Origin of the sequence: Ureibacillus sp. FSL W8-0352 (genome assembly GCF_038004345.1) — a bacterium.
GTDB classification, from domain to species: Bacteria; Bacillota; Bacilli; order Bacillales_A; family Planococcaceae; genus Ureibacillus; species Ureibacillus thermosphaericus.
Genome location: NZ_JBBOQT010000001.1, coordinates 1,550,544 through 1,564,286, shown reverse-complemented (window position 1 = coordinate 1,564,286; position 13,743 = coordinate 1,550,544). Strand labels below are relative to the sequence as shown.

General features: G+C 37.1%; 15 protein-coding genes. 12 read left to right on the top strand and 3 right to left on the bottom strand.

Annotated elements, in window-relative coordinates; translation table 11 throughout:
• Positions 1 to 44: 44 nt before the first annotated feature.
• Positions 45 to 662, bottom strand: a complete 618-nt coding sequence (locus tag NST98_RS08010) for a spore coat protein (RefSeq protein ID WP_016838686.1) — start codon at positions 660 to 662, stop codon at positions 45 to 47.
• Positions 663 to 790: 128 nt separating this feature from the next.
• Between NST98_RS08010 and NST98_RS08005 the strand changes: the two genes are divergently transcribed.
• From NST98_RS08005 to tnpC, 11 genes are all read left to right on the top strand, one after another.
• Positions 791 to 1,027 carry a glutaredoxin family protein gene (locus NST98_RS08005; protein WP_016838685.1) on the top strand — a complete coding sequence of 79 codons (237 nt, stop codon included), beginning with the start codon at positions 791 to 793 and terminating at the stop codon, positions 1,025 to 1,027.
• A gap of 119 nt (positions 1,028 to 1,146) precedes the next feature.
• Positions 1,147 to 2,160 (top strand): type I glyceraldehyde-3-phosphate dehydrogenase, encoded by a 1,014-nt coding sequence (gene gap, locus NST98_RS08000; RefSeq protein WP_340714861.1) that lies wholly within the window; start codon positions 1,147 to 1,149, stop codon positions 2,158 to 2,160.
• Between the two features lie 230 nt (positions 2,161 to 2,390).
• The gene (locus tag NST98_RS07995; protein WP_339288086.1) at positions 2,391 to 3,575 is read left to right on the top strand and encodes a phosphoglycerate kinase; all 1,185 of its coding nucleotides are present in this window, start codon (positions 2,391 to 2,393) and stop codon (positions 3,573 to 3,575) included.
• A 13-nt stretch (positions 3,576 to 3,588) separates the two neighbouring features.
• The gene (gene tpiA, locus NST98_RS07990; RefSeq protein WP_096551863.1) at positions 3,589 to 4,350 is read left to right on the top strand and encodes a triose-phosphate isomerase; all 762 of its coding nucleotides are present in this window, start codon (positions 3,589 to 3,591) and stop codon (positions 4,348 to 4,350) included.
• Complete coding sequence (gpmI, locus tag NST98_RS07985) at positions 4,343 to 5,884, top strand: 2,3-bisphosphoglycerate-independent phosphoglycerate mutase (RefSeq protein WP_340714860.1); 1,542 nt, start codon at positions 4,343 to 4,345, stop codon at positions 5,882 to 5,884. Before tpiA ends, gpmI begins: the two co-directional genes overlap by 8 nt.
• Before the next feature lie 86 nt (positions 5,885 to 5,970).
• Complete coding sequence (gene eno / locus NST98_RS07980) at positions 5,971 to 7,266, top strand: phosphopyruvate hydratase (RefSeq protein ID WP_340714859.1); 1,296 nt, start codon at positions 5,971 to 5,973, stop codon at positions 7,264 to 7,266.
• A gap of 182 nt (positions 7,267 to 7,448) precedes the next feature.
• Positions 7,449 to 7,934, top strand: coding sequence for an IS200/IS605 family transposase (gene tnpA / locus NST98_RS07975; protein WP_340433309.1), 486 nt, complete (start codon positions 7,449 to 7,451; stop codon positions 7,932 to 7,934).
• Between the two features lie 133 nt (positions 7,935 to 8,067).
• Positions 8,068 to 8,367 (top strand): hypothetical protein, encoded by a 300-nt coding sequence (locus NST98_RS07970; protein ID WP_340714858.1) that lies wholly within the window; start codon positions 8,068 to 8,070, stop codon positions 8,365 to 8,367.
• A gap of 109 nt (positions 8,368 to 8,476) precedes the next feature.
• The gene (locus NST98_RS07965; RefSeq protein WP_340714536.1) at positions 8,477 to 8,671 is read left to right on the top strand and encodes a hypothetical protein; all 195 of its coding nucleotides are present in this window, start codon (positions 8,477 to 8,479) and stop codon (positions 8,669 to 8,671) included.
• Positions 8,668 to 9,021, top strand: coding sequence for an IS66 family insertion sequence element accessory protein TnpB (gene tnpB / locus NST98_RS07960; protein WP_340714537.1), 354 nt, complete (start codon positions 8,668 to 8,670; stop codon positions 9,019 to 9,021). The genes NST98_RS07965 and tnpB overlap by 4 nt, the downstream gene beginning before the upstream one ends.
• A 77-nt stretch (positions 9,022 to 9,098) precedes the next feature.
• Entirely contained in the window at positions 9,099 to 10,673 is a 1,575-nt protein-coding gene (gene tnpC, locus NST98_RS07955) for an IS66 family transposase (protein ID WP_445684053.1), read from the top strand.
• 518 nt (positions 10,674 to 11,191) lie between these two features.
• On the opposite strand, the gene NST98_RS07950 is transcribed toward tnpC, so the two are convergent.
• On the bottom strand, positions 11,192 to 12,151 hold the full coding sequence (locus NST98_RS07950; protein ID WP_340714857.1) for a nuclease-related domain-containing protein: 960 nt from the start codon (positions 12,149 to 12,151) through the stop codon (positions 11,192 to 11,194).
• A 176-nt stretch (positions 12,152 to 12,327) separates the two neighbouring features.
• Positions 12,328 to 13,266 (bottom strand): bile acid:sodium symporter family protein, encoded by a 939-nt coding sequence (locus NST98_RS07945; protein WP_340714856.1) that lies wholly within the window; start codon positions 13,264 to 13,266, stop codon positions 12,328 to 12,330.
• Between the two features lie 240 nt (positions 13,267 to 13,506).
• Here NST98_RS07945 and secG point away from each other — a divergent pair, with 240 nt between their 5' ends.
• Positions 13,507 to 13,734, top strand: coding sequence for a preprotein translocase subunit SecG (gene secG, locus NST98_RS07940; protein WP_340705131.1), 228 nt, complete (start codon positions 13,507 to 13,509; stop codon positions 13,732 to 13,734).
• Positions 13,735 to 13,743 lie beyond the last annotated feature (9 nt).

Here is a 13,743-nt window from a genome sequence, read left to right as displayed (position 1 = left end):
AAGGACATCTCCACATATCAAGAGATGTCCTTTTTGATTTTTCATTAGTTAGGCATATCTTTTGCTCTATCTGCTTGACCATACATGTTTAACATAGTTTGCATATCTTGTGGTGAAAGTTGTGGAACTTGATAATATCCTTTTTTGTTTTGGTAAAGAGAAAGTTCGTATGCCATTTCAATGCAGTTTGGAACAGAGTCTTGCAATACGCGGCGTACTACTGGGTTTGTAGCTTCTAATGCAGCGGCTGTTTTACCAGTCGCCAACGCTTTATGCTGACTTAACATGAAACCTGAAATGATGCTGTCATCAATTTCATTTGCTGAAGTAATTGGTTTTTTCGGTTCAGATGGTGTTAAGCCGTATTTTGAATCATTTCCGATTTGCATGCAGTACTTACGAGTTGGATGGCTTGGATCTTGACCCGTTTTAAAACATTCAGCAGTAATATTGTATTCATCGAGCATAAACGCATATTGTCTATCTAAAATATTTAATAATTCAGGGTCTTGAACATGTGGACGTAACATGACAAACATGTTTAATGCGCCAATGGAAGCACTTAATACTTCATGAACATCCATCACCTCGTGAGCACCGTGATTCATCGACATAGGGATATTTTCTGAAGTTTGTTGTTGGTTTGTAAATTGATTTTCCATTGCATGTATCCTCCTTAATTTATGTTTCTGTACACTCGTACATAACTATTTTGGCTTCTTCATCATTTGATTATTCATTGAAGATTTGGGATAGTGAAAGTAGGAATTGAAGAAAAGAGGGAATGTCAATGAAAGTTCAATTTTTTAGCAGACCAAACTGTCATTTATGTGATGAAGGATTAAGTATTTTAAAGCTAGTCCAAGACGATATTCATTTTGAAATAGAAATCATCAATATTGAAGATGATGATGACATTCATGAAAAGTACATGTTGATGATTCCGGTCGTTGTAAAAGATGGTGAAATCATTCAATATGGCCAATTAGATTATGTGACGTTATACGAAGCTTTTTTGAATAAATAGAACATTAAATCATTATATTGATATAAAACCCTTTGCTGTGATTATTCCTTTGGAGGTTTATGAATACATGTTTTGAGGAAAAATGGAATGAAGGAAAATAGCAAAATGGAGGATGCTATATGACAATAAAATTGGCGATTAATGGGTTTGGTCGAATTGGACGTCTAGTATTTCGAGAAGCAATGAAAAAAGAACAATTTGAAGTCGTTGCAGTAAATGATTTAGCGGATGCAAAGCAATTAGCTCATTTGTTAAAATACGATTCCGTTCATGGCATTTATGATGCGGAAGTTCAACATGAAGAAGATGCGTTAATCGTCAATCATAAACGAATTCAAGTATTTTCAGAAAAAGAACCTGAAAATTTGCCATGGAAGGAAATGAATGTTGATATTGTATTGGAATGTACGGGACTTTTTCGTTCGGAAGAAGATGCCTCTAAACATTTAACGGCTGGTGCAAAGAAAGTCATTTTATCCGCCCCTGGAAAAGGAGAGATGCCAACATTTGTGATGGGGGTTAATCACCAACAGTATGATCCGAAACAACATCATGCCATATCCAACGCATCATGTACAACGAATTGTTTAGCACCAGTAGCGAAAATTCTTGATGAAAAGTTCGGCATGAAACGAGGTTTGATGACAACCATTCATTCGTACACAAACGATCAACGGCTTCTTGATTTACCTCACAAAGATGCACGCCGTTCTCGTGCAGCAAATTTATCTATGATTCCAACAACGACGGGCGCAGCGATTGCTGTTGCTAAAGTGTTGCCACAGTTGAAAGGTAAACTAGATGGCTTTTCCATTCGCGTACCAACGCCCAACGTTTCTTGTGTGGATTTAGTAGCAGAGTTAAATTCGAATGTCACAATTGATGAAGTCAATGCAGCCTTTCGAGAAGCAGCGACTGGAGAACTAAAGGGCATTTTAGATTATAGTGATTTGCCGCTTGTATCAATTGATTACAATGGCAATCCTCATTCAGCAACGGTAGACGGGCTTTCGACGATGGTATTGGATGATAATATGGTAAAAGTTGTTGCTTGGTATGATAATGAAGCAGGGTATTCTGCACGATTAATCGATTTAGCGCTATACATTGCAAATCAAGGGCTCTCATATTAATCAATGTGTCATATTCATTTTGCATTATTGAAAAAGTGTAGCATATTAGTGAATTTCTAATGAAAAAGTATAGCCTAAATATAAAGAACGATTTATAATAATGGAGGGTAAAAGGAGTGGTGGAATAACCCATCGCTTCTTATTTTTTGCTAATCAAATTGGAACAATAATTCAATAACTGTTGTCTTATATTAATGTGGAATGACGGTAAACACTTAGGAGGTTACTTCATGTTTTCGAAAAAGACGATGAATGATATTGACGTACAAGGAAAAAGAGTATTTGTACGTGTAGACTTTAACGTGCCAATGGAAAATGGAGCAGTAGTTGACGATACAAGAATTCGTGCAGCTATTCCAACTATTCAACAATTATCAGAAAAAGGTGCAAAGGTGATTTTAGCTTCCCACTTAGGTCGTCCTAAAGGTGAAGTAAAAGAAGATATGCGTTTAACAGCTGTTGGAGAGCGCCTTTCTCAACTAATGAATAAACCAGTGAAAAAATTGGATGAATCCATTGGAGAGCTTGTAGAGAAAACGGTAAATGAAATGCAAAATGGGGACATTGTGTTACTTGAAAATGTCCGTTTCCATAAAGGTGAAGAAAAAAATGACGAAGAGCTAGCTAAACAATTTGCTAAGTTAGCGGATATCTACGTAAATGATGCATTTGGTGCTGCTCATCGTGCTCATGCTTCCACTGAAGGAATTGCAAAATACATTCCAGCAGTTTCTGGATTGTTAATGGAAAAAGAATTAGAAGTATTAGGAAAAGCTTTATCCAATCCTGAAAGACCATTTACTGCCATCATTGGTGGAGCAAAAGTAAAGGATAAAATCGGTGTCATCGAAAACTTGCTTGATAAAGTGGACAACTTAATTATCGGCGGCGGACTTTCCTTTACATTCATCAAAGCGCAAGGTTATGAAATTGGAAAATCTTTATTAGAAGAAGATAAAATAGAATTAGCTCGCGGCTTCATTGAAAAAGCGAAAGAAAAAGGCGTTAACTTCTACATGCCAATCGATGCAGTTGTAGCAAAAGAATTTTCTCCAGATGCAGAAGCGAAAGTGGTAGATATCGATCAAATCCCAGAAGACTACATGGGCTTAGATATTGGACCAAAAACAGCTGAAAAATATGCAGAAGTGATTAACAATTCCAATCTAATTATTTGGAATGGACCTATGGGCGTATTTGAAATGGACAAATTCGCTAACGGAACGAAAAAAGTTGCAGAAGCGATGGCCGAAACAAAAGGGTATACTATTATTGGTGGTGGAGATTCTGCCGCTGCAGTTGAAAAATTCAACTTAGCTGAAAAGATGGATCACATTTCAACGGGTGGAGGAGCTTCTCTAGAATTGATGGAAGGTAAAATTTTACCTGGTATTGCCGCGTTGAACGACAAATAAGGAGAGAAATTTAATGCGTAAACCGATTATTGCTGCTAACTGGAAAATGTATAAAACCTTTGATGAGGCAGTGGAGTTTGTAGAGGCAATTAAAGACAGAATTCCTTCTGAGAATAAAGTGGATGCAGTTGTTTGCGCCCCAGCCTTGTATTTGCCAACCCTTGTGGAAATTGCTAAGGAAACAGACTTGGCTATTGGAGCTCAAAACATGCACTATGAGGAAGAAGGTGCTTTTACAGGCGAAATTAGTCCAAAACAGTTAGAGGCTATTCAAGTTGACTATGTTATTTTAGGTCATTCTGAGCGCCGTGAATATTTCAATGAAACAGATGAAGCGGTAAATAAAAAAGTAAAAGCTGCTTTAGCTCACGGTATTGTTCCAATCGTATGCTGCGGGGAAACATTGGAAGAACGTGAAGCTGGCCTAACAGAAAAGAAAGTAACGAACCAAGTGAAAAAGGCTTTAGCTGACTTATCCCCAGAAGAAGTACAGCATATAGTTATCGCCTACGAACCAATTTGGGCAATCGGAACAGGTAAAACGGCTACGGCAGATGATGCAAATGCGGTATGTGGCCATATTCGCCAGGGAATTGAGGAATTGTTTGGAAAAGATGTGGCTGAAAACATTCGCATTCAATACGGTGGAAGTGTCAAGCCTGAAAATATTGATGAATTATTATCAAAAGAACATATCGATGGCGCACTCGTTGGTGGTGCCAGCTTACAAGTTGAATCATATTTAAAATTATTGGAGGCGGGGGCAAATGCCTAGAAAGCCAGTCGCATTAATTATTTTAGACGGCTTTGCATTACGCGACGAAGTATTCGGTAATGCAGTGGCTCAAAGTAAGAAACCAAATTTTGATCGTTACTGGTCAACGTATCCACATGCAACTCTAACAGCATGTGGAGAAGCAGTTGGACTTCCAGAAGGCCAAATGGGTAATTCAGAAGTCGGACATTTAAATATTGGTGCAGGCCGAATCGTATACCAAAGCTTAACACGAATTCATAAATCAATTCGTGAAGGTCAATTTTTCGAGAATGAAAAATTGCTTGGAGCAATCGAACATGTAAAGAACAATAATTCCAAACTCCACGTTATGGGGCTATTGTCAGATGGTGGGGTACATAGTCATTATGAGCATTTATTTGCATTATTGAAATTGGCAAAACGTCATGGCCTTGACGAAGTGTATGTTCACGGATTCTTAGATGGACGCGATGTAGGTCCGAAAACAGCAATTGGTTATATTGAAGAAACAGAAAGACAAATGGATGAAATCGGAATCGGAAAATTCGCTACGATTCATGGTCGTTATTACGCAATGGACCGTGATAAACGCTGGGAACGAGTGGAATTATCTTACAAAGCTCTAGTGGATGGTATTGGTCATACTGCTGCTAGTGCAAAATTAGGTGTAGAAAACTCCTATAATCGTGATGTAACTGATGAATTTGTCATTCCATTTGTCATTACTGAAGAAGGAAAACCAGTAGCAACCATTGACGCAAACGATGCAGTCATTCATTTTAATTTCCGACCTGACCGCGCTATTCAGCTATCGACTGTATTTACGAATGACAAATTTATCGCATTTAAGCTATCAGATAAGCATCCTGAAAATTTAAAATTCGTCACATTTACTGAATATAGCGACGACGTATATGCAGATGTAGTGTTTGAAAATGAAGATTTAATTAATACTGTAGGGGAAGTCATCTCAAGACACGGTTTAACGCAATTACGTATTGCTGAAACAGAAAAATACCCTCATGTTACATATTTCATGAGCGGCGGCAGAGAAGAGAAGTTTCCTGGTGAGGAAAGAATCTTAATTGCATCCCCAAAAGTAGCTACATATGATTTAAAACCTGAAATGAGTGCTTATGAAGTAACAGAGGCACTGCTTAATGAATTAGAAGCAGATAAATTCGATGCCATTATTTTAAATTACGCAAATCCTGACATGGTAGGACACAGCGGTATGTTAGAGCCGACAATTAAAGCAATCGAAGCAGTAGATGAATGCTTAGGCCGAGTTGTTGATAAAATTTTAGAACTTGGCGGTACTGCCATCATTACGGCAGACCACGGCAATTCTGATGAAGTGGTTACATTAGACGGCAAACCAATGACGGCTCATACAACAAATCCAGTACCAGTCATTATCACAAAACATGGTATTGAGATGAGAGAAAATGGAATTTTAGCCGATTTAGCACCAACTATGTTAAAATTATTAAATATACCACAACCTGAAGAAATGACAGGACAACCACTTTTTGAGGTAGTGGAAAAGTAAGAATATTGATTATGATTTTCGCTTAATTGTTATAAATATACCCAATCTCAGCTAAATTAAAATTTTTTATATAGAGGAGAATTGATATGCCATTTATTACACAAGTATATGCTCGTGAAGTTTTAGACTCTCGCGGTAACCCAACAGTTGAAGTAGAAGTATTTACGGAATCAGGTGCATTTGGACGTGCTATCGTTCCATCTGGTGCATCAACTGGTGAATATGAAGCTGTTGAATTACGTGATGGCGATAAATCTCGTTATCTAGGAAAAGGCGTATTAAAAGCTGTAGAAAATGTTAACACAATCATTGCAGAAGCTTTAGAAAACAACTATTCTGTATTAGATCAAGTAGAAATTGACAATGTTTTAATCGAACTTGACGGTACTGAAAATAAAGGAAAACTTGGCGCCAATGCCATTTTAGGTGTTTCTCTTGCTTGCGCACATGCAGCGGCAAATTATCTTGATATTCCTTTATATCAATATCTTGGTGGCGTGAATGCAAAACAATTACCAGTGCCTATGATGAACATTTTAAATGGTGGGGCACATGCAGATAACAACGTAGATATTCAAGAATTCATGATTATGCCTGTTGGAGCAGAATCTTTCCGTCACGCATTACGCATGGGAGCAGAAATCTTCCACAATTTAAAAGCTGTATTAAAAGAAAAAGGTTACAACACAGCTGTAGGTGACGAAGGTGGTTTCGCACCAAACTTAAATAGCAACGAAGAAGCAATCCAAGTGATTTTAGAAGCAATCGAACGCGCTGGCTATAAACCAGGAGAAGAAGTTCGCATTGCATTAGACGTAGCTTCATCTGAGCTATACAACAAAGAAGATGGAAAATATCATTTAGCTGGTGAAGGCGTTGTTAAAACTTCTGAAGAAATGGTGGATTGGTACGAAGAATTAACTTCTAAATACCCAATCATTTCCATTGAAGACGGCTTAGATGAAAACGACTGGGAAGGCCACAAACTATTAACTGAGCGTATTGGCCATCGCGTTCAACTTGTAGGTGATGATTTATTCGTAACTAATACGAAGAAGTTAGCGCAAGGAATTGAACAAGGCGTGGGTAACGCAATTCTAATTAAAGTAAACCAAATCGGTACATTAACAGAAACTTTAGATGCAATTGAAATGGCAAAACGCGCTGGCTACACTGCCATCATCTCCCACCGCTCCGGTGAATCTGAAGACTCAACAATTGCAGACATTGCAGTAGCGACAAACGCTGGCCAAATCAAAACAGGCGCTCCTTCTCGCACAGACCGCGTAGCAAAATACAACCAATTATTACGTATTGAAGATCAACTTGGCTCAACTGCTCAATATCTTGGCATTAAGTCATTCTATAATTTGAAAAAATAACATGAATTGAACTGAACCGAGCTTCCGAAAAGCGGAGGCTCGGGTTTTTTGTAAAAAAGAAAACCCCCTGCTAGGCAGGGGGTTCCGTATAGCTTATAGCGAGGTATTAAAAAAGATCCCACTTGATGCTAAAATAAATTTTGGTTCGCCAACCAAATTTTAGTATCAAGGAGGGACCTATTATGTCTTCTGACATAAATAGTTTAGCACATACTAAATGGAATTGTAAGTATCACATTGTATTTGCACCAAAATATAGAAGACAGATAATCTATGGAAAGATAAAGAAAGATATAGGACAAATATTAAGACAACTATGTGAAAGAAAAGGTGTAGAAATTATTGAAGCTACCGCATGTAAAGACCACATACATATGTTGGTTAGTATTCCACCGAAATTAAGTGTTTCATCATTCGTGGGATATTTAAAAGGAAAAAGTAGTTTAATGATATTCGATCGACATGCCCATTTAAAATATCGATATGGAAACAGAAAATTTTGGTGTAGAGGATTTTATGTGGATACGGTAGGCAGAAATAAAAAGGTAATAGAAGAATATATTCGAAATCAAATACAAGATGATATCATTGCGGATCAACTCAGTATGGAAGAATTTATTGATCCATTTACAGGTGAAGAGATAAAAAGAAAATCGAGGAAAAAATAAAAGAGACCCTTTAAGGGTCAGCTGGAAAAGTAGTGCGGTTGGCGAACCATTCGATGCCCCTTTAGGGGTTGGCCAGTAATAAAGGCTTCTAGCCGCAGAACAAACCACCCGTTCACACGGGTGGTTTTGATTCATGGCAATGAGAGAATGGGAGAACTTCGGGGAAATAGTCAACCCCGAGAATTTTATTGCTAAAGGGAAAAACAGCAACAAGAGAGAACAGATAATAGTAAACTTCGAGGAGATAATAGTCAAAGTGGCTGCGATAATAGTCAATCTCGGGAATATAATAGCCAAAGGGAAAAAACAGCTACGAAAGAGAACGGATAATAGTCAACTTCGAGGAGATAATAGTCAAAGTGGCTGCGATAATAGTCAATCTCGGGAATATAATAGCCAAAGGGAAAAAACAGCTACGAGAGAGAACAGATAATAGTCAACTTCGAGGAAATAATAGTGTAAGCCCGTAATCAAATAACGCATATAATATATTTGGCACCTTCGGTACGATAGACGTATCAATTAAAGGAGGTGCCATATCTATGTCCAAAAATAAATTAACAATTGTCCCTGTTAAACTTAATCCTCTTCCAACTGAAGCTACTTCGTTTCATTCTCCACATGATGCAGCTAAACCAGGTTGCGTCATTAAAACTGCTCTCGCTGAGATTTCCTTCTTTAATGGCGTAGATGAGCACATTATTCAAACCATTATGAGGGAGTTGAAAAATCTATGAAACATGATTTTACGAGCGTAAAAAATATTTATATTATTTGCGGGAAGACCGACATGCGAAAAGGTATCGATGGTCTGGCTACGCTCATTCAAGATTCGTTTCAATTAGATCCATATGGTGATTCAATTTTTCTATTTTCAGGTTGGAGTAAGGATCGCTATAAATGTTTGTATTTCGATGGTGATGGATTTGCGATGCTTTATAAACGCTTGGATAATGGAAAATTACAATGGCCAAAAAATGAAAATGAAGTAAGAAAACTCTCTCAACAAGAACTACGTTGGTTGTTAGAAGGATTATCCCTTCAACAACCGAAGGCTATTGTAAAATCTAAAAAAGGTGTCTTTTAATCAAAACACTTTCAATGGTATAATTATCCATAGTATATATTGAACGAAATGTGGTGAATGATTTGGGCAACACTTCTATGCAACAAAAAGAACGATTGATTCAATTACTGGAACAACAATTAGCACATTCAAATAAGCAGAATAACGAATTAGCAAAGAAATTGGAGCAATCGTTGAAACAAATTGAGGTGTTAACTGAACAAGTTCGCCAATTAACAAAAGCTTTATATGGTTCTAAATCTGAAAAGTCTAAGTATCGAGCGCCTGATGGGCAAATTTCTTTATTTGAAGATGAAGATGACCCTTTTTTTAACGAATCTGAGCACACAGAAGAACAAAGCACGGAAACAATTTGTTATACCGTTACTCGTAAAAAGACAAATAAAAAGCGAAATGATTCCTTTCGTGGAGATATTGAAATAGAAGAAATTCATCATCATCCAGAAAACATAATTTGTGACTGTTGCCATGGAGAAATGGTGGAATTTAGTTCAGTCCTTGTGCGTGAAGAGGCGAAATTTATTCCAGCAACAATGAAACGGGTACAACATTTTGAACATGTATACGAATGTAAAACATGTAAAAAAGACAACTTACAAAAAGCTCAAATTAAACGTGGGAAAGCACCACAAGGTGCCATTCAAAGAAGTATTGCCGGGCCTACTGTTCTAGCGAAACTTATTTATGATAAGTTTATTCAGTACTTACCTCTCTATCGTCAGGTAAAGGAATGGGAACGTTATGGTTTACTAACGAATGATAAAAATTTATCGAATTGGGTCATTCGTGTATCTGAAGATTGGCTACAGCCCTTATATGACTTGATGAAGCAGCAGCTAATGAAAAAATCAGTGTTACACATTGATGAAACTTATTCGAAAATCATCAAACGTTCCGATGGAAAGGCTCCTCAATCAAACGCCTATAATTGGGTGTGTCGTAGCGTCCAAAGTGAAGGTCCGATTATTGTTTTATTTAAGAGTGCTCTATCTCGTGGACGAGCTATCTTAGAAGATTTAATCAAGGACTTTAAAGGAACTGTCATTTGCGATGGTTATTCAGCTTACAATCAATTGCCTAATGTGAAATTCGCCAACTGTTGGGCCCATGTACGTCGATATTGGTTAAAAGTAGACAGTAAGAATGGTCGAATAGGTGTGGAATATTGTGATCGGTTATTTCATATCGAGCGTAAAATAAAACATCTGTCACCAGAAAAACGTGTGCAAATTCGGCAAAAAGAAGCTAAACCCATCATCGACGAATTTTTTGATTGGATTGATCGCTCACCTTTCTTCGGTAAAAATGCCATTGCGAAAGCTGCGGAATATACATTGAGCCGAAAAGAAGAGTTAAAGGTGTTTCTCGATAACGGAAACGTTGCCATTGATAACAATCCAGCTGAAAATGCCATTCGTCCCAATGTGATTGGTCGAAAAAACTGGCTTTTTTCTTTTAGCGAAGCAGGTGCAAAAGCAAATGCGATTTGTTTAAGTTTAGCTGAAACAGCCAAAGCAAATGGGATTGACTTCTATCGATATTTAGTAAAGCTGATGACAGATCTTCCTAATTTACCAATTCATCAGCAACCTGAAATTTTACATGACTATCTGCCTTGGTCTGAAAATATCCAAGCCACATGTGCAAAATAGCCAGCTAACCGAAAAAATTTTCAGTTAGCTGGCCATTCGTCGTGCGTACCGAAAGGTGCGCTATTTTTATTTCGGGCTTACATAATAGTCAAAGTGGCTGCGATAATAGTCAAACTCGGGAATATAATAGCCAAAGGGAAAAAACAGCTACGAGAGAGAACGGATAATAGTCAACTTCGAGGAAATAATAGTCAAAGTGGCTGCGATAATAGTCAATCTCGGGGATATAATAGCCAAAGGGAAAAATCAGCTACAAGAGAGAACAGATAATAGTCAACTTCGAGGAGATAATAGTCAAAGTGGCTGCGATAATAGTCAATCTCGGGGATATAATAGCCAAAGGGAAAAATCAGCTACAAGAGAGAACAGATAATAGTCAACTTCGAGGAGATAATAGTCAAAGTGGCTGCGATAATAGTCAATCTCGGGAATATAATTGCCAAAGGGTAAGCATGCCTATTTAAAGAAGGCCATCTAGAACCCCCAGACTCTAGATAGCCAAAATATACTTTCATATCCTAACGATTGAGAATATCTTCTGGAATAATATAATATCTTCCCTTTTTATAACCCACCGTTTTTAAATTTAGTCGAGACAATATTTTAGAAGATGCATACATTGATTCCACATGGAAAAACTCCCTAAACTCTTGATTCGTAATCCGGTCGCTAATCAATAATCGATAATCATCTAACGCTCTTAGAAAAGCTTTTCTACTTTGAACGCCGCACTGCGGACAAGACCAAATTCCTCTTTTGTAAGTCATGACCACACTATAATTGCAATTTTCGCAAAGCACTCCTTTTCGGATTCTCTCAACACTGATATTTAAATCAAAATCTCGTGTGACCACATTAGAAAGAAGATATTTCGCTAATTTATCCAATTGACTTGTAGTAAGTTTACTTTCGTGCCGAACAAGACATTTTTTGATAAATGAACGTAACCCGCTCGCATGAAAAATTGGAGGAGATTTCGGAACATTTCCGATGATGGAGGAAGGATTTGCCATGACAACCGCTTTCTCAATTGGCAAGGAAATTTTTAATTTCGATAAAATCCGTTGAAATAATTCTTCATGGCGATGCAATTGATCAAAAGGATTCGTTAAAATATCTTCTGTGCCTGTTGGACGAGTGCGAGTGAGTTGATGTTTCTGTTCATCATAATCAACTCGGCCAGAAATATTTTTCACTTCCAAAATTAACAAAAAGTGTTTCGTTAATAGAATCGTATCCACTTGATGAGAAAATCCAAATTCATTTTCAATTTCATAATTAAAAAATAAGTAATGTTCATTCAAATATGGCATTTCAAACCATTCACGGTCGACTCTGTGCTCACCCTCGTATCCATACTTTAGACGTGTCAAGTAATCTTGAAAGTAGGAGAAGTCTCGATCATTTACATCTAATCTGCGTAAAAGAGCTTCGATAATGAGAATGCTTTTTGGAGTTTTTCGATCCAATAAAAGCAACGTGTCACCCCCTTTATCCAACATAATAAAACCTGGATTATCAAAAAGGAATAAATCTCCTGAAACTTTTATTTTGGACGGAAAATTGCTGTGAAAATAAAAATTTGACTACCTTAAATTAGCCATAAAAAAGCAAGATGACGAATCACCTTGCCTCCATACCAATATACAACTACTTATTCTTCCACTTTTCCAGCTTTCTTTGACCAATAGGTTGCAAGTATCGGTCCGGAAATATTGTGCCAGAAGCTGAAGATGGCACTTGGTACTGCAGAAATTGGATCAAAATGTGTTGCCGCTAAACTTGCACCTAATCCAGAATTTTGCATTCCCACTTCGATGGCAACAGCTTTTTTGTCTTCATAATCCATGCGGAAAATTTTCGCTGCTAAATATCCGATAGCGTAACCTAATCCGTTATGTAAAATTACGACAGCTAAAATTAACAATCCAGATTCGATAATTTTATCGCGGCTGCCGCTTACGACTGCTGCAACAATTAACACAATTGCAACAACCGAAATTGTTGGCAGAATATCGATGCTTTTTGCAACAACTGGTTTAAAGAATATTTGAGCAAGAATCCCTAAAATAATAGGAATTAAAACCACTTTTACGACAGACATAAACATGGCCATAAAGGATACTGGAAGCCATTCACTTGCTAAAAAATAAATTAATGCAGGTGTTACAATTGGAGCAAGCAACGTTGTAAATGACGTAATTGTTACAGATAATGCCGTATTCCCTTTCGCTAAAAATGTCATAACGTTTGAAGCAGTACCGCCAGGACAACATCCAACTAAAATCACTCCGACAGCAATTTCAGGTGGAAGTTGGAAAAGTTTTGCTAATACAAAAGCAAGCAACGGCATGATCGTAAATTGTGAAATGATTCCAAGAATAACTCCTTTAGGGTGTTGCAAAACGAGTTTAAAATCATCTAATTTTAACGTCATCCCCATACCGAACATGACAATTCCGAGAAGCGTCGTAATCCAAGGTGCAATCCATGTGAAATATTGTGGAACCCACATTGCGAGAGCAGCAGCTAATAATACCCAAAGTGCAAAGGTATCTCCTGCAAATTTCCCGATTTTTTGAAACATATTCATCGAAATCCTCTTCTTTCTATTAAATTTGTGAGTGGAATTTATTTTATGAGAATAATATAGAAAAATCAATAAATTTCTGAAAAAATAGAACTTTTAGAATGAAATGAATTATGAAAGCGTTTTAAACATAACGGTTTTGATAAATATTTTTTCAATTTTTTAACATTGTTGTAACGGAGAATCGTTTTTGATATACTAACTATTAGTGTAAAAGTACTGTTCGTTCAGGAGGTGGGACTAGTGCATACTGTATTATTAGTATTATTAATTCTTGTGTCTCTTGCTTTAATCACCGTAGTATTATTGCAATCTGGTAAAAGTGCAGGTTTATCAGGTGCCATCTCTGGTGGAGCTGAACAACTATTCGGTAAAACGAAAGCTAGAGGAATGGATTTAGTTTTACATAGATTGACAATTGTTCTTGCAGTATTATTTTTCATTTTGACATTGTTAATAATTAAATTTTAATGGATAAAA

Coding starts and splice junctions, on each gene's coding strand:
- NST98_RS07970 (WP_340714858.1), top strand. CDS start 8,068: ATGGCAATGAGAGAATGGGAGAACTTCGGGGAAATAGTCAACCCCGAG.
- NST98_RS08005 (WP_016838685.1), top strand. CDS start 791: ATGAAAGTTCAATTTTTTAGCAGACCAAACTGTCATTTATGTGATGAA.
- NST98_RS07995 (WP_339288086.1), top strand. CDS start 2,391: ATGTTTTCGAAAAAGACGATGAATGATATTGACGTACAAGGAAAAAGA.
- tpiA (WP_096551863.1), top strand. CDS start 3,589: ATGCGTAAACCGATTATTGCTGCTAACTGGAAAATGTATAAAACCTTT.
- tnpA (WP_340433309.1), top strand. CDS start 7,449: ATGTCTTCTGACATAAATAGTTTAGCACATACTAAATGGAATTGTAAG.
- NST98_RS07945 (WP_340714856.1), bottom strand. CDS start 13,266: ATGAATATGTTTCAAAAAATCGGGAAATTTGCAGGAGATACCTTTGCA.
- gpmI (WP_340714860.1), top strand. CDS start 4,343: ATGCCTAGAAAGCCAGTCGCATTAATTATTTTAGACGGCTTTGCATTA.
- NST98_RS08010 (WP_016838686.1), bottom strand. CDS start 662: ATGGAAAATCAATTTACAAACCAACAACAAACTTCAGAAAATATCCCT.
- eno (WP_340714859.1), top strand. CDS start 5,971: ATGCCATTTATTACACAAGTATATGCTCGTGAAGTTTTAGACTCTCGC.
- tnpB (WP_340714537.1), top strand. CDS start 8,668: ATGAAACATGATTTTACGAGCGTAAAAAATATTTATATTATTTGCGGG.
- NST98_RS07965 (WP_340714536.1), top strand. CDS start 8,477: ATGTCCAAAAATAAATTAACAATTGTCCCTGTTAAACTTAATCCTCTT.
- gap (WP_340714861.1), top strand. CDS start 1,147: ATGACAATAAAATTGGCGATTAATGGGTTTGGTCGAATTGGACGTCTA.
- tnpC (WP_445684053.1), top strand. CDS start 9,099: ATGCAACAAAAAGAACGATTGATTCAATTACTGGAACAACAATTAGCA.